This is a genomic window from Pseudomonas saponiphila, from assembly GCF_900105185.1.
GTDB classification, from domain to species: Bacteria; Pseudomonadota; Gammaproteobacteria; order Pseudomonadales; family Pseudomonadaceae; genus Aquipseudomonas; species Aquipseudomonas saponiphila.
The window spans coordinates 304,892-324,398 of the sequence record NZ_FNTJ01000002.1 but is presented as its reverse complement, the minus strand read 5'-3'; the positions used below and the strand labels follow the sequence as shown (position 1 = coordinate 324,398).

Below are 19,507 nucleotides of genomic sequence, written 5' to 3'. Positions count from 1 at the left end.
GACGGCTCATTGAGCACGAGTGGTCCTGGGGTAGTAGAAGATGTCATAGACCCCGGTTTCTCCTTCCAGGCCATGCTCGTCGAACGCCGAGAGCCGTACATGATAGAAAAACGCCTTCAGGCCAGTGAAGTTTGCGGATTTCGGAGCACCGTGACCGGCCGTTTCGGTTGATCGTGACCGGTCATTTCGCTAACGCGTGACCGCTCATTTCGGTAGCAACGTGACCGATTTTCCGCCTGTTCCGAAACAGGTGGTCACGGCTTACCGAAATCGCCGGTCACGACTTAGCGAAAGCCTTCCCCTTCGTTGCGCATGACCTGATGCGCCGCCATCCTCGACCGATTTCGGGAGAGGAAGATGGCGGCGCCGCGAGTAGCCATGCGAAACATCAAAGAATGTCTGCGCCTCAAGTTTGAGGCCGGCTTGTCCCACGAGAAGATTGCCCGTGCCTTGCAGCTGTCCAAGGGCGTGGTTAGCAAGTACATCGCGGCGGCGCGGGTGGCCGGGCTGGACTGGCCGGCGCTGGTGGCCATGGACGAGGCCGCGCTGGCGGCCGCCTTGTTTGCACCGACGTCGACGAACAAGCCGCGCGGTGAGCGAGTGCTGCCCGATGTGCTGAGCATCCACCGCGAGTTGCGACGCAAGGGCGTGACCTTGCAGCTGCTGTGGGAGGAATATCTCGCCGCGCATGCGGGCCAGCCGACCTACCGCTACACCCAGTTCGTCGAGCACTACCGGCGCTACGCCCAGACGCTCAAACGTTCGATGCGTCAGCTGCACCGTGCGGGCGAGAAGCTATTCATCGACTATGCCGGGCCGACGCTGCCGGTGGTCGACCCGGCCACCGGCGAAGTGCGCCGGGCGCACATCTTCGTCGCCGCCCTGGGCGCCTCGAATTACACCTATGCCTGCGCGACGCCAGGCGAAACCCAGGTGGACTGGCTGACCTCGCTGGGCCAGGCTCTGACCTACTTTGGCGGCGTGCCGGAAATGGTTGTGCCGGACAATCCGCGCGCCCTGGTCGCCCAGCCGGATCGCTACGAGCCGGGCCTGAACCGGGCCACGCTGGAGTGCGCGCGTCATTACCAGACGGTGATCCTGCCGGCACGGCCACGCAAGCCTCAGGACAAGGCCAAGGCCGAGGTGGCGGTGCAGGTGGTCGAGCGCTGGATCATGGCGCGGCTGCGCCATCGGCAGTTCTTCAGCCTGCATGCGCTTAACCAGGCCATCGCCGAGCTGCTGGAGGATCTGAATCGGCGCCCGTTCAAGCGGCTCGATGGCTGCCGGCGCGACTGGTTCGAGCGCCTGGATCGCCCGGCCTTGCGAGCGCTGCCGGTGCATCCCTACGAGGTCGCCACCTTCAAGCGCTGCAAGGTCAGCATCGACTACCACATCGAGGTCAATGGCAGCTTCTACAGCGTGCCCTCCGCCCTGGCCCGGCAGAACGTGGACGTGCGACTGACGGCACACACCCTGGAAGTGCTGCATGGCAACCGGCGGGTGGCCAGCCACCTGCTGCTGGGGCGACGCGGCGCTTACAGTACCCAGCGCGAGCACATGCCCGCGGCGCACCAGGCGCATCGCGAATGGACGCCACAACGCCTGCTCGACTGGGGCGCGCGGATCGGCCCCTACACGCGCCAACTGATCGATCACCAACTGACCCACAAGCCGCACCCGGAGATGGGCTACCGCGCCTGCCTCGGCCTGCTCTCGCTGGCCCGGCGCTATGGCAATGCACGCCTGGAAGCCGCTGCCGAACGTGCCGTACACCTGCGCGCCTTCACCGGGCGCAGCGTGCGCAACCTGCTCCAGCAAGGCCTGGATCAACAGCCGCTGCCCCAGCGTGCCGCCGAAACGACCTTACCCGGCGACCACGAGAACGTCCGTGGCGCCGACTACTACCAACCCCCGCAACAGGAGCTGTTCGATGATGCCGCAACACACCCTGAATCAACTGCACCAGCTACGCCTGGACGGCATGGCCCGCGCCCTGGAAGAGCAATGGACGCTGCCGGCCAGCCACAGCCTGAGCTTCGATGAACGCCTCGGCCTACTGCTCGACCGCGAACTGGCCTGGCGTGACAACCAGCGCCTGGTACGGCTGCGCAAGAAGGCCAAGCTCAAGTACGCCAACGCCTGCCTGGAAGATCTCGACCGCCGCACCGGACGCGCCCTGGACGAGCGTCTGATCGCCACCCTGGCCAGTGGCGACTGGATCCGCCAGCAGCACAACCTGCTGCTGACCGGCCCGACCGGTGCCGGCAAAACCTGGCTGGCCTGCGCCCTGGGCAACCAGGCCTGCCGCCAGGGCTATAGCACCCTGTACCTGCGCACCCCGCGCCTGCTGGAACAACTGCGCATCGCTCATGGCGACGGCAGCTTCGGCCGTACCCTGCAACAGCTGGCAAAGGTCGACGTCCTGGTGCTGGACGACTGGGCGCTAGCCCCGCTGGAGGAAGGAGCCCGGCATGACCTGCTGGAGGTGATCGACGACCGCGCTGGCAGCCGCTCCACCATCCTGACGAGCCAACTGCCCATCGAGCACTGGCACGGCTGGATCAACGACCCGACCCTGGCCGATGCCATCCTCGACCGCCTGGTGCACAACGCCTACCGACTGACGATGAAAGGCGAGTCGCTGCGCCGAAAAAAAGCCGAGGAACAAGCCGCATCGTGACCGATGCGATTACAATCCAGAACCCGCGCAACCGGGGTGGAAGCACCGGTCACGTATTAGCGAAACGCTCGGTCACGTTCACCGAAATCCGCATGAAGTTCACTTCCGGAGTGCTGGAGAACTGTTCCTGCTTGATATTGAGGAAATCCTTGTCGGTAGCCACCTGTGCCCGATAGCGACGGGCACCCGGCAACGGTTGCAGGATGAGTTGCCAGACGGGCAGGGCGCCGGTTTGTCCGGCCTGCCCCAGCAGCCGGGGCGCAGCCAGCAGTTCCACCGGCTTGAGCTCGCCCTGATTCTGAATGCGCAATCCCTGGCGCGCCATGACCTGGACCTCCCCCGGCAGCGGGCCGGCAGGGTTATCCACAACACGCTTGCCGGAGCGTCGAGCAGTCTTGGTCGGCGGCGGCTCATCGCGGCTCACCGCCACCTGGCCATTGAGCACCTCCACCAGGGATTGCTGATCGTCATTACGCACCCGGAAGTGCGTCCCGCGGACCCCCAACACGCCTACGGGGGTCACGATCTGGAAGCGGTCGTGATCGCTGTTGCGCTTGATCACGTAGGATTCGATCTGACCCTGCTCCAGGACCACCTGAGGAATGCTGTATTGCGTATTCAATTGCAGGGTGACCTGGGAACTGGAGGGCAGCACCACGCGCGAACCATCGCCGAGGGACAGGCTGACGAAAGCCGACGGTGAGGTTTTTATCCCTTCTTTCTCATCGATGCTCATGCCTTCTTCCAGGGCCACCTCGCGGCCCTTGGCATCCAGTTTCCAGGCCTCGCCCGTCAAGTGCTCGACGGTAGCCGGTAAGGGCTGGCCGCGGCATTGCTGGTTGTCATCCAGGTAGGGAAGGCGTTGCGGGGCAGCCTGCACGGCGCAGGATGGCAGGATCAGGCCCGCTAGCAGCAATGCAGCGCACGCCACCTGCAACCGGCCAACGGGCGGAGAAGGGCAGAGGTCATTCATGAATTTGCTTTGAGCCTTTGGGAAAACCACGGCGAAATCCTACGCACCATACCTGAGGCAGCGCATGGGCAGAAAGCCGCGGCTGCAGGGCGCCGCCCAGGGAAAGGGGCGAATAGGAACCGGGAGGGAAGAGCACAGCCAGCAAAGAAAGTGACACGTCCCTGTGTCGGAACCGGGGCGACAGGTCGCCCGGCCCAAAGTCCTGAGGAGGCACTCCCTGTATTCCCCTTCAACGACGCACGCAAGCGCGCGTTGTGCCGCCAGCCTGGCGGTTGACACTCCCTGTGTCGGAGCACTTCCAGGTGCCCCCGTGTGCCACTCAGCGAGAGCCAATGTAGCGCTGCGCGAGCGGCCGGGGCGGTTTTGCAATATTTGTTCAGAATCATCGCCGCACCTGCTAGAAGACCCAGCGGGGTGCCGGTGACTGCCGCACCGCAGGCAGGGCTGTCCGGCCCAGTAGCGGTTCGGCATCCAGGGTCAGGCTGGCTTCCTGGCTGTCGGGCGAGGCCAGCGTCGAGTAGGCCTCGGCCTTGGCTGCCTCACAGCAGGAGCCGGACGACGACGGCAGCCCGCTGGCACTGATCCCCAGATAAGCCGCCAGCATCAAGCTGACCAGGCGCAGCGGATCATCGCCGCTGAACATTCTGACCAGCGCGACCTGGCCTTTGCTGAACATGTTCCCCATGGTTCTTTTCCTTGCTTGAGCGAGCCGGTATCGTGCTGCTGCGATAGCCCCCCAGCACCCGTGCTCCAGGTGCCTTACCGGCTATTTGATATCAGCGTACCGAGGGAGCAGGGGCTCAAGAGCAATTCGCCATAATTGTTCAGAATCAGCCAAGACGCCTAAACTGCCCCCTGCCTGAAGCCGCTGGATCTGTGTCTCTGGGGCTCTTCGAACCATAAGGAACTGCCTGGCATGCGTGTCGCGATACTGGATGACGAACCCGCAGAACTGGCGCGTGTGGAACAGACGCTGCGAGAAATTCCCGGCCCCGGTGAAGCCCCATGGACCCTGCATCGCTTCGAACGGGGCGAAGACCTGCTACGTCAGTTGCGGCGGGAAACCTTTGACCTGCTGATACTCGACTGGCAACTGCCGGACCTCAGCGGTCTGTCGTTGCTGCGCTGGACTCGGGAACACATGGATGCGCCACCTGCGGCCATCATGCTCACCAGCCGCGATGCCGAGAGCGATATTGTCCAGGCCCTGAACAGCGGTGCCGACGATTACTTGAGCAAGCCGTTTCGTCCCAACGAACTCAAGGCCCGGGTCAACGCGGTGCTGCGCCGCCACGGCTTGCAGCGCAATAACAGTGAGGAGCTCCTGAGCTTCAACGACCTGACCTTCGACGATGCCGAACTGACCGTGACCCGCGCAAGAGTCCCCATCAGCCTGACCGAGCGCGAGTACCGCCTGGCCCGCTGCCTGTTCGCCAACCTGGGCCGGCCACTGTCGCGGGAGTACCTGTACGAACGGTTCTGGACCCATGAGGAAATCGCCTCCTCGCGGCCCCTGGACACCCACATCTACCGCCTGCGCAACAAGCTGGGGCTGACCGCGGATCGCGGTTGGCAACTGCTGACCATCTACGGCTATGGCTACCGGCTGGAAAGCGTGGCGGCACCCGACCAGCAGGGCCACTGACAGCTTGCCGGCAACAGCGGCTTGATATCACTCCGGGTCCTGCCAGACATCTTTATAGCCGGCGCGGTCGATGATGAAACGCGTCCCGCTTGGCAGGTACAGGTAATCGATCACCTCCGGCAACAGCTCGACCAGATGCTCGGCGCACAGCGGCTGGTAGAAATCCACGGCTGTTGAATGTTCGCCGCAGTGGATAAACCAACTGACCGTGCCGTTCTCCGGCAACTCGATCCGGGTGCCATAGATGGGCGACTGCGCCAGGGAACCGGTGGCCAGTGCAATCATCGGCTCCGGCGTTTGGGGAGCAAGGTCGTAGCGTTCACAGACAAGCTGCTGTCTTTCGTTCATTGTTCCAGCCACCAATCGAGCAAGGTCTCGTCATCGGTGTCATCGAGGTTTTTATAGATGTTGGCGTAGTACCACTCGATGCCCGTTGTCTCGCGGAAGCGGTTGAAGAACCGTGCGATGTTGTCCATGCCGTTTCGCGCCGGCACCGACAGTGTCAGATTGCCCTTGTAGCGCCCGTCGAGCATGCCGCCCAATTCGGTCACCACATCCGCCGCCAGGGCAACGATGTGCTCTTCAGGGATGTGCTTCGCATAAATGTGGATGCAGAAGTTGCCGCCACGCTTGAGCACCACGGCGGGGGCCTGCGGGTTCTTGATCGAGATGATGTCGCCCTTGGCCAGGTTCAGCGTCAGCCCCGGTGAATAGAGAATCTCGTAGCTGTCCTCGTCGATCCGCCGTACATGTAGCGGCTCATAGACCGGGCCATGGGCGTTTTGCCCCGCCACGACCCGAATCGATATTTCCTGGTTCTGATCATCCATAACTGGTTTCCGAGCGATTGCTGTTTTTACACAGGGTGAAAGGAATCGATCCAGGCTCAGCCGCGTAGCGGGGTCAACTGCTCGATGAACACATCTCGAAGCGCCTGTTCGATGGCCGGATCGTCTTGCAGCTCAGGTGCCAGCAACAGCACCAGCCGATCCAGTCCGGCACACCAGGTGACGGAGTTGGCCATGCTGAAGATGATGCGTTCCTGTTCGATCCGCACTTGTGCAACCCCGCCGTAGCCGGAGAGGGCAGGGCTGGAGATTTCCAGGTGGTAGGTATCCTGGCCCAGGGCGGCGTCCTGTTCATCGCATTCGGTGCTGCGCTGCAACAACAGATAGTGCTCAGGCTCATCGGCAGTGTCGGCAAAAGCCACAAGCCATACATCGTCTTCCAGAGTCGCGCTGAAATAACTGACAGGCCATTCAACAGTCATGCTTGAACCTCAAGTGAAGCCAGCGATAAGCACTCGCTCATGCGCGCAGGCTCAATGGCCCCGTGCTGTAAGCAGGCATCTTCATAGGCGATATGTTGGTCGTCGGTGATGGAGGACAGGTATTGGTCGATGGCGCAAAAACTGACCTCGGGCGCGATGTCCACGGTGAACAGCGACAGGCCCCGGGTAAGCATGCACCGGGCGCCAAGGCTGCGCAGGTGCTGCATAATGCTCGCGCGCTCTGACTCGCGCTCGGCAAAAACCCGCAGCGTCGAGTGCCCGGATTGCCGCACCACGCCAGTCGCGATCAACTCATGGGCGTCAGCGCGAGTCAGCACCCAGTCCCCCTTGCTCACGCCGTAGAGATAGTAGGGCGTGTTGTCCAACTCATAGACACCTGCGCCCCGTTGGATGCCCCACAGCGATTCATATTCCACCGGTGGGTAACCGTCGGCATCGACGGTGAGCTTGAAAATGATCTTGTGAAACTGTGCTGTCGAGTTATCCATTCCATCTCACAGAGGCGCCGCCATGGGCCTCACGAACTGTCCGTAAAAGAAGTTTTCCTTGAAGGAAAATATGACCTCTGCGCTATTCGGCATGGCCAGGGCCGTATTCTCATCGGACGGATAGAAAAAGTCGTCCCAGCATTTTATAAAATTATCCTTGGACACCTGCGCTGCGCAGCACCGGATGGGCCCGCTGACGAGGCACTATCTGAGGACAAGAATATCGCCATCGACACCCTCCAGTCGGCCGGCATAGTCATCAATCTGACACGCCCTGTGGTAATCCGAGGGTTCGCCGTCGAGGCCACGCCACATACCGGCCAAACCTTCACCTATCACCACCAAGGGGCCACCGGAACTGGACAGCCATGGAGAAATCTTGAATCGACTCATAGGCTCCTTGCCTTCCTGTTGAGCAGAACAGCTACATGATCCACTGACAACGCCATGATGTCCGCGCAAAAAAAAGCCAACGCTAGGCGTTGGCTTTTTAGGTGCCACTGCGGATCAGAAGTCCAGGTTGGACACCGCCAGGGCGTTGCTTTCGATGAAGTCGCGACGTGGCTCGACCGCATCACCCATCAGGGTGTTGAAGATCTGGTCGGCGCCGATGGCGTCTTCGATGGTCACCTTGAGCATGCGGCGCATGCTTGGGTCCATGGTGGTTTCCCACAGCTGGTCGGGGTTCATCTCGCCCAGACCTTTGTATCGCTGGATGGTGTGGCGCTTGGTGCTTTCCGCCATCAGCCAGTCCAGGGCTTCCTTGAACTCGGTGACCGCTTTCTTGCGTTCGCCGCGCTGAACATACGCGCCTTCGTCCAGCAGGGTGCTCAGTTGAGCGCCAAGGGAGACGACGGTCTTGTAGTCGTTGCTGCCAAAGAAGTCGCGGTTGAAGGTGACGTAGTTGGACAGGCCGTGGGAGATCAGTTCGACCTCTGGCAGCCAGACATTGCGTTCACGGTCTTCACGCAGGCTGGCCTTGTAGACCAGGCCGGACTTCTCGGAAGTGCGCAGGCGGGCGTCGTACTTGGCCAGCCAATCCTGCATGGCGGCGTGGTCGGACAGTTGCTCCATGGTCACGGCCGGCAGGTAGATGAAGTGCTCGGTCAGCTCCTGCGGGTACAGGCGCGACAGGCGCTTGAGGGTCTTCATCACCATGCGGAAGTCGTTGACTAGGCGCTCCAGCGCCTCGCCGGAGATCCCCGGAGCTTCGTCGTTCAGGTGCAGGCTGGCATCTTCCAGAGCCGACTGGGTCATGTAGTCTTCCATGGCGTCGTCGTCTTTGATGTATTGCTCTTGCTTGCCTTTCTTGACCTTGTACAGCGGCGGCTGGGCGATGTAGATGTAGCCGCGCTCGATCAGCTCCGGCAACTGACGGAAGAAGAAGGTCAGCAGCAGGGTACGGATGTGCGAACCGTCGACGTCAGCATCGGTCATGATGATGATGTTGTGATAACGCAGCTTGTCGATGTTGTACTCTTCGCGGCCGATGCCGCAGCCCAGCGCGGTGATCAGGGTGCCCACCTCTTGCGAGGAGATCATCTTGTCGAAGCGCGCCTTCTCGACGTTGAGGATCTTGCCCTTGAGCGGCAGGATCGCCTGGGTCTTGCGGTTGCGTCCCTGCTTGGCGGAACCGCCAGCAGAGTCACCTTCCACCAGGTAGAGTTCGGACAGCGCCGGGTCTTTTTCCTGGCAGTCCGCCAGTTTGCCGGGCAGGCCGGCGATATCCAGCGCGCCCTTGCGACGGGTCATTTCACGGGCTTTACGCGCCGCTTCACGAGCACGGGCAGCGTCGATCATCTTGCCCACCACCAACTTGGCTTCGTTGGGGTTTTCCAGCAGGAAGTCGGAGAAGTACTTGCCCATTTCCTGTTCGACCGCGGTCTTCACTTCGGAAGACACCAGCTTGTCCTTGGTCTGGGAACTGAACTTCGGATCCGGCACCTTCACCGAGATGATTGCGGTCAGGCCTTCACGAGCGTCGTCACCGGTGGTGGCGACCTTGTGCTTCTTGGCCAGGCCTTCCTGCTCGATGTAGTTGTTCAGGTTACGCGTCAGGGCCGAACGGAAGCCCACCAGGTGGGTGCCGCCGTCACGCTGAGGAATGTTGTTGGTGAAGCACAACAGGTTCTCGTTGAAGCTGTCGTTCCACTGCAGGGCGATTTCCACGCCGATGCCGTCTTCACGCTGGATGTTGAAGTGGAACACCTGGTTGACCGCAGTCTTGTTGGTGTTCAGGTATTCAACGAAAGCCCGCAGACCGCCTTCGTACTTGAACAGTTCTTCCTTGCCGCTGCGCTCGTCCTTGAGGACGATGCCGACACCGGAGTTGAGGAAGGACAGTTCACGAATCCGCTTGGCCAGGACATCCCAGCTGAAGTGGATGTTCTTGAAGGTTTCAGCCGAAGGCTTGAAGTGAATCTGGGTACCGGTGGTTTCGCTGTCGCCAACGATCTTCATCCGCTCTTGCGGAACACCGTGGACGTAGGTCTGTTCCCAGATCTTGCCGCTGCGGCGCACGGTGAGGATCAGTTCCTCGGACAGCGCGTTCACTACCGACACACCCACACCGTGCAGGCCGCCGGAAACCTTGTAGGAGTTGTCGTCGAACTTACCGCCGGCGTGGAGCACGGTCATGATGACCTCTGCCGCCGAGACGCCTTCTTCTTTGTGCACATCCACCGGGATGCCGCGACCGTTGTCGCGCACGGTGATGGATTCGTCCGGGTGGATGATGATGCTGATGTCGTCGCAATGACCGGCCAGCGCTTCGTCGATGGAGTTATCGACCACCTCGAACACCATGTGGTGCAGACCGCTGCCGTCATCGGTGTCGCCAATGTACATACCGGGACGTTTGCGTACGGCATCCAAACCTTTCAGCACCTTGATGCTGGTCGAGTCGTACGTATTTTCTTCGCTCATGCCTTCACTCCCGATGGTCGTGGGTCTGGGTGATACGGCCTTGTTCCACGTGGAACAAGGCGACTGGCGTTTCCGTCTGCCAGCCTTCCCTCAATAATTCGTGGTCTACACAGGTGATGAACACCTGGCAGCGTAAGTCTTCCAGCAAGCGACAAAGTGCGCGGCGGTGCTGCTCGTCCAACTCGGACGGCAAGTCATCCACCAGATAAATACACTGACCGCGACGGGCCTGGCTCACCAGGTGCCCCTGGGCAATGCGCAAGGCACAGACCACCAACTTCTGCTGGCCACGGGACAAGATGTCCGCGGCGTTGTGTCCGCCTAAGCGCAGACGCAGATCAGCACGTTGTGGACCGGCCTGGGTATGACCCATTTGCTGATCACGGTGCAGGGCGGTCGCGAGTACTTCACTGAGCTCTCGGTCCTTGTCCCAACCACGGTAATAGCTAAGCGTCAGGCCCTCGAGCTGCAGCAGTTCGCCCAAGGTCCGCTCAAAGACTGGTTTCAAGGCTTTGATGTAAGCGCGGCGGTATTCATCGATTTCAGCGCTGGCCTGACACAGTTCCCGGTCCCAGGCCGCTTGCGAAGCGGCGTCAAGTGTACCATGCCGCAGCCATGAGTTCCGCTGCCGCAGGGCCTTCTGCAGGCGCTGCCAGGTGGACATGAAGCGCGGTTCCACATGGAACACGCCCCAGTCCAGGAACTGCCGGCGGATCTTGGGAGCACCTTCGAGCAGGCGAAAGCTGTCCGGGTTGATCAGCTGCAGCGGCAGGATTTCCGCCAGCTGAGCGGCGCTGCGGGCATTCTGCCCGTCGATGCGGATCTGGAACTCCCCCTGGCGATCCCGAGATATCCCCAGGTTGCTGTGTCCGCCCTCAGCCAACTCCACCTGGCCAAATACCGTGCAGGCCAGTTGCTCATACTGGATCACCGGTAACAGGCGGGTGCTGCGGAACGAGCGGGCAAGCCCTAGCAGATGGATGGCTTCCAGCACGCTGGTCTTGCCACTGCCGTTGGCGCCGTAGAGAAGGTTGATGCGAGGAGAGGGGGAGAAGGTCACCGGGTGCAGATTGCGCACCGCGGTGACCGAGACGCGACTGAGGGACATCTAGCTTCTGCTGAGCATGATTACAGGCGCATCGGCATGACAACGTAAGCCGAGTCGTCGTTGTCGGATTCCTGCACCAGCGCACTGCTGTTGGAGTCGGACAGGATCAGGCGAACCTGTTCGGTGGTCATCACGCCCAGTACGTCCAGCAGGTAGCTGACGTTGAAGCCGATTTCCAGCGAGCCGCCGTTGTATTCCACGCCTACTTCTTCTTCCGCTTCTTCCTGCTCCGGGTTGTTGGCCTGGATCTTCAGCTGACCATTGGCCAGTTGCAGACGGATGCCGCGATATTTCTCGTTGGACAGGATCGCGGTACGGCTGAAGGCTTCACGCAGGGCCTGGCGGTCGCCCAATACCAGTTTGTCGCCACCTTTTGGCAGCACGCGCTCGTAGTCCGGGAACTTACCGTCCACCAGCTTGGAGGTGAAGGTGAACTCGCCGGTGGTGGCGCGGATGTGGTGCTGACCCAGGACGATGCTGACGTTACCGTCCGGCTCGGTGAGCAGGCGCGCCAGTTCCAGGATGCCTTTACGCGGCACGATCACCTGGTGACGATCCGGCTGGCCGATGTCGGCCTGCATCGAGCACATCGCCAGACGGTGACCGTCGGTGGCCACGGCGCGAATGATCCCGGCGGAAACCTCCAGCAACATGCCGTTGAGGTAGTAGCGCACGTCCTGCTGGGCCATGGCGAAGCTGGTGCGCTCGATCAGGCGACGCAGCTTGCTCTGCTCCAACTGGCAGGTCAGCGAGCCCGGGCCTTCTTCCACAGTCGGGAAATCGTTGGCCGGCAGGGTCGACAGGGTGAAGCGGCTACGCCCGGCCTTCACCACCAGCTTCTGCTCATCGACCTTGATGTCGATCAGCGCATCGTTGGGCAGGCTCTTGCAGATGTCCATCAGCTTGCGCGCGGGAACGGTGATTTCCCCCGGTTCGGCCGGCTCTTCAAGTTGTACGCGACCGACCAGTTCGACTTCCAGGTCGGTACCGGTCAGCGACAGTTGCTGGCCTTCGACAACCAGCAGCACGTTGGAAAGCACCGGCAAGGTCTGACGACGTTCGACGACGCCGGCGACCAGTTGCAGAGGTTTCAACAGGGCTTCGCGTTGAATGGTGAAATGCATGGTCTAGTCCCTTGCCTTAATAAGCTGCGTTGGAGTCATCAAGTGGTCAGAGTACGCAGCAGGTTCTTGTAGTCCTCGCGGATGTCCGCGTCGGATTCCTTAAGTTCATTGATCTTGCGGCAGGCGTGCAGCACGGTGGTGTGGTCGCGGCCGCCGAACACATCGCCGATTTCCGGCAGGCTGTGGTTGGTCAGTTCCTTGGACAGGGCCATGGCCACCTGACGCGGACGGGCCACCGAACGCGAACGTCGCTTGGACAGCAGATCGGAAATCTTGATCTTGTAGTACTCGGCGACGGTGCGCTGGATGTTATCCACAGACACCAGCTTGTCCTGAAGGGCCAACAGGTCCTTCAGGGATTCGCGAATCAGCTCGATGGTGATGTCGCGGCCCATGAAGTGCGAGTGGGCAATGACCCGCTTGAGCGCGCCTTCCAGTTCACGGACGTTGGAGCGGATCCGCTGGGCAATGAAGAACGCCGCATCGTGAGGCAGTTCGACCTTGGCCTGGTCGGCCTTCTTCATCAGGATCGCGACCCGGGTTTCCAGTTCCGGAGGCTCGACCGCCACCGTCAGGCCCCAGCCGAAGCGCGACTTGAGGCGCTCTTCCAGGCCCTCGATCTCCTTGGGATAGCGGTCGCTGGTGAGGATCACCTGCTGGCCGCCTTCAAGGAGGGCGTTGAAGGTATGGAAAAACTCTTCCTGGGAACGCTCCTTGCGGGCGAAGAACTGAATGTCATCGATCAGCAGCGCATCGACCGAACGGTAGAAGCGCTTGAATTCGTTGATGGCATTGAGCTGCAACGCCTTGACCATGTCCGCCACGAAGCGCTCGGAATGCAGGTACACGACCTTGGCATTCGGGTTCTTCTTTAATAGGTGGTTACCCACTGCGTGCATCAAGTGGGTTTTACCCAAACCGACGCCGCCATACAGGAACAGCGGGTTGTAGCCATGCTTGGGGTTGTCCGCCACCTGCCAGGCCGCCGCGCGGGCCAGCTGGTTGGACTTGCCCTCGACAAAATTCTCAAAGGTGAAGGTGCGGTTCAGATAGCTGGTGTGCTTGAGCGCGCCTTCTACCTGGACAGTACGCTGCTCGGCGCGTACCGGTGCCTGCTGCGAGCTGGCGCCCGCCATCGGGTCGAAGCTGTCACGAGAGGGTTCTTCGCTGACTTCGGCACTCTTCTGCGCCGCGGCTTTCTTGGCCGGAGCGGAAGTGGGTGCCGGAGTTGGCGCAGGAGCCGCCGCCGGGGTGGCATTGGCCGCTGCCGCTTGCAGCGCTTGCGAGGCTGCGGCGGCCAGTGGCGCATTAGGTGCAGCGCGAGGCGCCGAACTGCGTTTGCTGCCTATTAATAAGGAAAGAACCGGCGCACTGCCGTTGCCGTGTTCATCCAGCAGCTCGAGCACGCGCCCCAGGTACTTTTCGTTGACCCAATCGAGAACAAAACGATTCGGTGCGTAAACACGCAACTCGTCGCCTTCGGCTTCGACCTGTAGCGGACGGATCCAAGTGTTGAATTGCTGGGCAGGCAGCTCATCACGCAGAAGCTCCACGCACTGCTGCCAAAGTTCCACTGACACGGATATCCCCTAAGTTGAAAGCCGGTGAGGCAAAAACAAGCGGCCATTGTAGCGATCAGCCGCCCACTTATCCACATGTAGCGTGCCCTCAGGACACTAAGAATCAACGTCTTACCCCGAATAAACACGACCAGCGGTATGTGCATAAGCTCTGTGGATAACCCCGCTTGAGGTCGTTGCACAACTCGGGTCGAAACGCTGTGGGTAAGTCGCTTGTGGATAACTGCTCGTTCCACGCACAGGTTTTCCGATAGCGCAGCACAGGGAGGACACCGTTTCTCAACCGTGTTGTCATTCTCTGTACAGTACGGAATATAAGGGCTAAAGCCAGTTACCCACAGAAGGCGCCGTCCCTAGCCTTTATAAGCTTTACAGAAAAGCTTTAAATACTTTCCTTCTTTATTTTTATATCTACCTGACCCTGGCTCACAACCCCGTCCCCGGACATACATAGATAAAGGAAAAGCTGGTTGGAAATTGACCTAGAGGCTTGCTTTCTCTAGAATCGCCGATCTCTTAAAACGGGGGCCATTCCGGCCCGTTGTGGACGAACCAGGTAACACGACATGAAACGTACTTTCCAACCAAGCACTATCAAACGCGCTCGTACCCACGGTTTCCGTGCTCGCATGGCTACCAAGAACGGTCGTGCCGTCCTGTCGCGTCGTCGCGCCAAAGGTCGTGCGCGTCTGGCAGTTTGATAATCCGGCACTGGAGGTGAGTCAGGACTTCAGTCGGGAAAAGCGTCTGCTTACACCCCGGCACTTCAAGGCGGTCTTTGACTCCCCTACCGGCAAGGTTCCGGGGAAAAATCTCCTGCTCCTTGCGCGCAACAACGACCTGGATCATCCCCGTCTGGGGCTCGTGATCGGGAAAAAGAGCGTAAAGCTCTCCGTTGAGCGCAATCGCCTCAAGCGTCTGATGCGCGAATCGTTTCGTCTCCACCAGGATTCACTGGTCGGATGGGATATCGTTATCGTCGCGCGCAAAGGTTTGGGCGATGTAGAAAACCCCGAATTGATTCAGCATTTCGGCAAACTCTGGAAACGTCTGGCGCGCAGCAAGCCGGAACCAGCAGTCAAATCCGAAACTGTAGGGGTAGACAGTCCCGATGCGTAAACTGGCACTCGTTCCGATCCAGTTTTACCGCTATGCCATTAGTCCTCTGATGGCCAATCACTGTCGTTTCTACCCCAGTTGTTCCTGCTACGCGTTAGAAGCCATCGAAAATCATGGCCTTCTGCGCGGTGGCTGGCTGACCTTTCGTCGTTTAGGTCGCTGTCATCCGTGGAATCCCGGTGGTTATGACCCGGTTCCACCTATCCCTACCTCCCGTTCTTCTTCGATGGCCGAGTAATCATGGATATCAAACGCACGATCCTGATCGTCGCCCTGGCAATCGTGTCCTATGTCATGGTTCTTAAATGGAACCAGGATTATGGCCAGGCTGCCCTGCCGACTCAGAATGTTGCTTCCAGCACGACCACTCCGGGCTTGCCGGACACGCCAAATGGCACTTCCGCTGCCAACGACGACATTCCGCGCGCAGCAAGCGACACCACTGCACCGGCTGAAGCGCCCGTTGCTGCAAGCAAAGATCTCATTCAGATCAAAACGGATGTGCTCGACCTGGCTGTCGATCCACAAGGTGGGGATATCGCGCAACTGCGTTTGCCACTGTATCCACGTCGTCAAGACCACCCGGAAATCCCGTTCCAGTTGTTCGATAACGGCAATGAGCGGACTTACCTGGCACAAAGCGGCCTGATTGGCAGCAATGGCCCGGACGCAAGCCCGGCTGGTCGTCCGATCTACTCCTCGGAAAAGAAAAGTTATCAACTGGCTGACGGTCAGGACCAACTGGTGGTCGACCTGAAGTTCAGCAAGGACGGCGTCCACTACATCAAGCGTTTCACCCTGAAACGTGGCCTGTATGACATTACCGTTTCCTACCTGATCGACAACGAAAGCGCACAACCTTGGACCGGTGCAATGTTTGCCCAGCTCAAGCGTGACGCCAGTTCCGATCCATCCTCCAGCACCGCCACCGGCACTGCGACTTACCTGGGCGCCGCCCTGTGGACAAGTTCCGAGCCGTACAAAAAAGTGTCCATGAAAGACATGGACAAGGTGAACGAGGATAAAACCAAGGCCCCAATCACTGAAAACGTTCAGGGTGGCTGGGTAGCCTGGCTGCAACACTACTTCGTGACCGCCTGGATTCCGCCAAAAGGCGAGAACAATCAGGTTCTGGCGCGCAAGGACAGCAAGGGTAACTACATCATTGGCTACACCGGCCCTTCGATGACCGTCGCTCCAGGTGCCAAGGCCGAAACCAGCGCCACTCTGTACGCCGGTCCGAAAAGCCAGGCCGTGCTGAAAGAGTTGTCCCCAGGTCTGGAACTGACCGTCGACTACGGCTTCCTGTGGTTCATCGCCCAGCCGATCTTCTGGCTGCTGCAACATATCCACAGCCTGGTGGGTAACTGGGGCTGGTCGATCATCTTCCTGACCATGCTGATCAAGGGGATCTTCTTCCCACTGTCGGCTGCCAGCTACAAATCGATGGCGCGTATGCGTGCCGTAGCTCCGAAACTGGCCGCGCTGAAGGAAAAATTCGGCGACGATCGTCAGAAAATGTCCCAGGCGATGATGGAGCTGTACAAGAAAGAGAAGATCAATCCGCTGGGCGGCTGCTTGCCGATCCTGGTGCAGATGCCGGTCTTCCTGTCCTTGTACTGGGTTCTCCTGGAAAGCGTTGAAATGCGCCAGGCGCCGTTCATGCTGTGGATTACCGACCTGTCGATCAAGGATCCGTTCTTCATCCTGCCGATCATCATGGGCGCCACCATGTTCATCCAGCAGCAGTTGAACCCGACGCCTCCGGATCCGATGCAGGCCAAGGTGATGAAAATGATGCCAATCATCTTCACCTTCTTCTTCCTGTGGTTCCCGGCCGGTCTGGTGCTGTACTGGGTAGTGAACAACTGCCTGTCGATCGCTCAACAGTGGTACATCACTCGTAAGATCGAAGCGGCCACCAAGAAAGCGGCTGCCTGACCTACGCTGTGGATAACCACACAAGACGCCCCCTAGTGGGGCGTTTTGCTATCTGTCACTTTTGTCTGGATGTCGGGTTATGAATGTCCCTCGTGAAACCATCGCCGCCATCGCCACCGCCCAAGGGCGCGGCGGCGTGGGCATCGTACGGATTTCCGGGCCCCTGGCGGGCGCGGCGGCCAAGGCCATCAGTGGTCGTGAACTGAAGCCGCGTTTTGCCCATTACGGGCCATTTCTCAGTTCGCAGGCTGAGGTCCTGGACGAAGGCATCGCCCTGTATTTCCCGGGGCCGAACTCCTTTACCGGGGAAGACGTCCTGGAACTTCAGGGCCATGGCGGGCCGATTGTTCTCGACATGCTGCTGCAGCGTTGCCTGGAACTGGGCTGCCGCCTGGCCCGGCCGGGGGAATTCAGTGAACGTGCGTTCCTCAATGACAAACTAGACCTGGCACAGGCCGAAGCCATTGCCGACCTGATCGAAGCCAGCTCGGCACAGGCTGCGCGCAACGCCTTGCGTTCGTTGCAGGGGGCGTTCTCCCAGCGTGTGCATAACTTGACCGAGCAACTGATCGCCCTGCGGATCTACGTCGAAGCGGCGATTGATTTTCCCGAGGAAGAAATCGACTTCCTCGCCGATGGTCATGTCCTCAGCATGCTCGATGCAGTGCGCGATGAGTTATCCACAGTACTGCGTGAAGCCGGGCAGGGTGCCTTGCTGCGTGATGGCATGACCGTGGTGATCGCCGGTCGTCCCAATGCCGGCAAATCCAGCCTGCTCAATGCCCTGGCCGGGCGCGAGGCAGCCATCGTCACCGATATCGCCGGCACCACCCGGGACATCCTCAAGGAACATATCCACATCGATGGCATGCCGTTGCACGTGGTGGACACCGCCGGGCTACGAAATACCGAAGACCAGGTGGAAAAGATCGGTGTCGAACGGGCACTCAAAGCCATCAGTGAAGCGGATCGGGTGTTGCTGGTGGTGGATGCCACTGCAGCCGAGGCCGCGGATCCTTTCGCTTTGTGGCCCGAATTCCTGCAACAGCGGCCGGATCCGGCCAAGGTTACGCTGATTCGCAACAAGGCCGACTTGACCGGCGAGCCCATTGCCCTGGAAACCTGTGATGATGGCCACGTAACCATCAGTCTAAGTGCGATGTCTGCAGGCGTCGGCCTGGATTTGCTGCGTGAGCATCTCAAGGCTTGCATGGGTTATGAACAGACGTCGGAAAGCAGCTTCAGTGCCCGCCGCCGACACCTCGAGGCCCTGCGCTACGCCAGTGCCGCGCTGGAGCATGGCCGTGCCCAGCTGACCCTGGCCGGTGCCGGCGAACTGCTGGCCGAGGATCTGCGCCAGGCCCAGCAGTCCCTGGGGGAAATTACCGGGGCTTTCAGTTCCGATGATCTGCTGGGGCGGATCTTCTCCAGTTTCTGCATCGGCAAGTAGATTCGCCCCCGATGGGCTCCGGCAAAGGTTATCCACAGCCCTGCCGGTAGCGCTCGGTTTTACTCCACTGACAGGTAGATTCGTGTCTGCAGCTGTGCAGGCGGGGTGGAGCGCGGATCGTTTACATACTGTTCGAACATCGGAAAATTCCCCGGCGTCAGGCCACTCTCGGGCAGCCACTCGGAGAACATCCAGGCATAGGCTTTGCCCATCTCGTTGTAGGGGCCAACGTAATTCAGTATTGCGTAGCGCCCTTGAGGGATTTCGAACCTTTCCAGCTTTTCACCCAGATCCGCATCAGGCGCGACCGAGACTCCGGCCAGGGAACGCAACTGTTCGGTCGGAACCTGCTCGGGGTCATTTAAGTACACACCAAACCCGCAGGCGGTCGGGTGCATGAGCCCCTGGCTGGCAGCCAGCATGAAAACACGGGTGAACACCGGACCGATTTCCTGATAGGAACCCTGATGAGGCAATGCCGCCAGGACAACGCCAGGGAAATGTTCAATGGTAATGGGGTACATATTTGACTCCTTTGGGTCGAAAGGACGGGAACGGGTTGCGCGATACCGCCCTGGTGGCACCCCGAAAACGCCAGAGAATGCCCGGTTGAAGGCAGCTCCCGATTCATACCCGGCACGCAAGGCCACCTCGGCCAGGTCCTCTTGCGTACCTGCCAGTGCCGCGGCAGCCAGATGCATGCGCATCCGTTGCACCGTGGCATTCAGCGTTTCTCCCATCATCGCGCGGTAAATGCGGTGAAAGTGGTAAGCCGACATACAGGCCAGGTCCGCCAGGTGGTACAGGTCCGGATCGCTGTGTGGATGGCTTGCCAGCCAACGCAGCACCGGCTCCATGCGCTGGCCGTAATGGATTCGGGTTGCGGGTTTCATAAGGGCTCCTTGGCACTCCACTGTAGCGACGGCAGATTTGCAGATTTTGCGATTTTTACCGGCCCAGGGGAGAGCGACGTTACCTTTACCCCCCTCCCGCACGACAGCTGATAAAGCTGCGGTCTTGAGTAACAACCCTCTTTCGAAGAAGGGCCATTTCTCCTTGTTTTTCCCGAAAAATCAGGTTTTTCGCGGCTTTTTATTGGTTTTCCCAAGTGGTACCTGATTTGCATCCTGGTGGATGGACAGGTTTGTACACCTGAGGAAACAGTCCGGCATTCAAGGAATAG

The 19,507-nt window shown here is 60.1% G+C and carries 20 protein-coding genes and 1 pseudogene; 8 read left to right on the top strand and 13 right to left on the bottom strand.

Annotation, left to right across the window (positions count from 1 at the left end; all coding sequences use genetic code 11):
* Positions 1-6 precede the first annotated feature (6 nt).
* Positions 7-132: pseudogene (locus BLV47_RS36595) on the bottom strand (hypothetical protein); the annotation flags it as partial.
* Positions 133-357: 225 nt separating this feature from the next.
* On the opposite strand from BLV47_RS36595, the gene istA reads away from it, so the two are divergent.
* Together istA and istB are read left to right on the top strand one after the other, a co-directional pair.
* Positions 358-2,043: an IS21 family transposase gene (istA, locus tag BLV47_RS23385; RefSeq protein WP_062838241.1), complete on the top strand. Its 1,686-nt coding sequence runs from the start codon at positions 358-360 to the stop codon at positions 2,041-2,043.
* Positions 1,931-2,680 carry an IS21-like element IS1474 family helper ATPase IstB gene (gene istB, locus BLV47_RS23380; protein WP_062838242.1) on the top strand — a complete coding sequence of 250 codons (750 nt, stop codon included), beginning with the start codon at positions 1,931-1,933 and terminating at the stop codon, positions 2,678-2,680. The genes istA and istB overlap by 113 nt, the downstream gene beginning before the upstream one ends.
* 49 nt (positions 2,681-2,729) lie before the next feature.
* Here the strand turns inward: istB and BLV47_RS23375 are convergent, their stop codons facing one another.
* Positions 2,730-3,653 carry a FecR family protein gene (locus BLV47_RS23375; protein ID WP_092318051.1) on the bottom strand — a complete coding sequence of 308 codons (924 nt, stop codon included), beginning with the start codon at positions 3,651-3,653 and terminating at the stop codon, positions 2,730-2,732.
* Positions 3,654-4,050: 397 nt separating this feature from the next.
* A complete protein-coding gene (locus BLV47_RS23370) occupies positions 4,051-4,338 on the bottom strand; it encodes a hypothetical protein (protein ID WP_092318048.1) in 288 nt (95 codons plus the stop codon).
* 231 nt (positions 4,339-4,569) lie between these two features.
* Between BLV47_RS23370 and BLV47_RS23365 the strand changes: the two genes are divergently transcribed.
* Entirely contained in the window at positions 4,570-5,298 is a 729-nt protein-coding gene (locus BLV47_RS23365; RefSeq protein ID WP_092318045.1) for a response regulator transcription factor, read from the top strand.
* A 27-nt stretch (positions 5,299-5,325) separates the two neighbouring features.
* Here the strand turns inward: BLV47_RS23365 and BLV47_RS23360 are convergent, their stop codons facing one another.
* The 9 genes from BLV47_RS23360 to dnaA form a co-directional block, all read right to left on the bottom strand.
* Positions 5,326-5,646 carry an immunity protein Imm33 domain-containing protein gene (locus BLV47_RS23360; RefSeq protein WP_208605310.1) on the bottom strand — a complete coding sequence of 107 codons (321 nt, stop codon included), beginning with the start codon at positions 5,644-5,646 and terminating at the stop codon, positions 5,326-5,328.
* Complete coding sequence (locus BLV47_RS23355; RefSeq protein WP_092318039.1) at positions 5,643-6,128, bottom strand: DUF4265 domain-containing protein; 486 nt, start codon at positions 6,126-6,128, stop codon at positions 5,643-5,645. The genes BLV47_RS23360 and BLV47_RS23355 overlap by 4 nt, the downstream gene beginning before the upstream one ends.
* 56 nt (positions 6,129-6,184) lie before the next feature.
* Positions 6,185-6,568, bottom strand: coding sequence for an Imm10 family immunity protein (locus BLV47_RS23350; RefSeq protein WP_092318036.1), 384 nt, complete (start codon positions 6,566-6,568; stop codon positions 6,185-6,187).
* The gene (locus BLV47_RS23345) at positions 6,565-7,077 is read right to left on the bottom strand and encodes a DUF4265 domain-containing protein (protein ID WP_092318033.1); all 513 of its coding nucleotides are present in this window, start codon (positions 7,075-7,077) and stop codon (positions 6,565-6,567) included. The genes BLV47_RS23350 and BLV47_RS23345 overlap by 4 nt, the downstream gene beginning before the upstream one ends.
* Positions 7,078-7,281: 204 nt before the next feature.
* A complete protein-coding gene (locus tag BLV47_RS36775; RefSeq protein WP_279626602.1) occupies positions 7,282-7,470 on the bottom strand; it encodes an Imm21 family immunity protein in 189 nt (62 codons plus the stop codon).
* 114 nt (positions 7,471-7,584) lie between these two features.
* On the bottom strand, positions 7,585-10,002 hold the full coding sequence (gene gyrB, locus BLV47_RS23335; protein ID WP_060836809.1) for a DNA topoisomerase (ATP-hydrolyzing) subunit B: 2,418 nt from the start codon (positions 10,000-10,002) through the stop codon (positions 7,585-7,587).
* 4 nt (positions 10,003-10,006) lie between these two features.
* On the bottom strand, positions 10,007-11,110 hold the full coding sequence (gene recF, locus BLV47_RS23330; protein ID WP_016967086.1) for a DNA replication/repair protein RecF: 1,104 nt from the start codon (positions 11,108-11,110) through the stop codon (positions 10,007-10,009).
* A 20-nt stretch (positions 11,111-11,130) separates the two neighbouring features.
* Positions 11,131-12,234, bottom strand: coding sequence for a DNA polymerase III subunit beta (gene dnaN / locus BLV47_RS23325; RefSeq protein WP_009046209.1), 1,104 nt, complete (start codon positions 12,232-12,234; stop codon positions 11,131-11,133).
* A gap of 38 nt (positions 12,235-12,272) precedes the next feature.
* Positions 12,273-13,814 (bottom strand): chromosomal replication initiator protein DnaA, encoded by a 1,542-nt coding sequence (dnaA, locus tag BLV47_RS23320; RefSeq protein ID WP_060842037.1) that lies wholly within the window; start codon positions 13,812-13,814, stop codon positions 12,273-12,275.
* A gap of 566 nt (positions 13,815-14,380) precedes the next feature.
* Between dnaA and rpmH the strand changes: the two genes are divergently transcribed.
* From rpmH to mnmE, 5 genes are all read left to right on the top strand, one after another.
* On the top strand, positions 14,381-14,515 hold the full coding sequence (rpmH, locus tag BLV47_RS23315) for a 50S ribosomal protein L34 (RefSeq protein WP_003213577.1): 135 nt from the start codon (positions 14,381-14,383) through the stop codon (positions 14,513-14,515).
* 16 nt (positions 14,516-14,531) lie between these two features.
* A complete protein-coding gene (gene rnpA, locus BLV47_RS23310) occupies positions 14,532-14,933 on the top strand; it encodes a ribonuclease P protein component (protein ID WP_208605325.1) in 402 nt (133 codons plus the stop codon).
* Positions 14,926-15,171 carry a membrane protein insertion efficiency factor YidD gene (gene yidD, locus BLV47_RS23305; protein WP_003213574.1) on the top strand — a complete coding sequence of 82 codons (246 nt, stop codon included), beginning with the start codon at positions 14,926-14,928 and terminating at the stop codon, positions 15,169-15,171. Before rnpA ends, yidD begins: the two co-directional genes overlap by 8 nt.
* A 2-nt stretch (positions 15,172-15,173) precedes the next feature.
* Positions 15,174-16,874 (top strand): membrane protein insertase YidC, encoded by a 1,701-nt coding sequence (yidC, locus tag BLV47_RS23300; protein WP_092318027.1) that lies wholly within the window; start codon positions 15,174-15,176, stop codon positions 16,872-16,874.
* Positions 16,875-16,953: 79 nt separating this feature from the next.
* Positions 16,954-18,324, top strand: coding sequence for a tRNA uridine-5-carboxymethylaminomethyl(34) synthesis GTPase MnmE (gene mnmE, locus BLV47_RS23295; protein ID WP_092318024.1), 1,371 nt, complete (start codon positions 16,954-16,956; stop codon positions 18,322-18,324).
* Between the two features lie 59 nt (positions 18,325-18,383).
* Here mnmE and BLV47_RS23290 read toward each other — a convergent pair whose 3' ends face one another.
* Positions 18,384-19,217, bottom strand: coding sequence for an AraC family transcriptional regulator (locus BLV47_RS23290; RefSeq protein ID WP_092318021.1), 834 nt, complete (start codon positions 19,215-19,217; stop codon positions 18,384-18,386).
* Between the last annotated feature and the right edge of the window lie 290 nt (positions 19,218-19,507).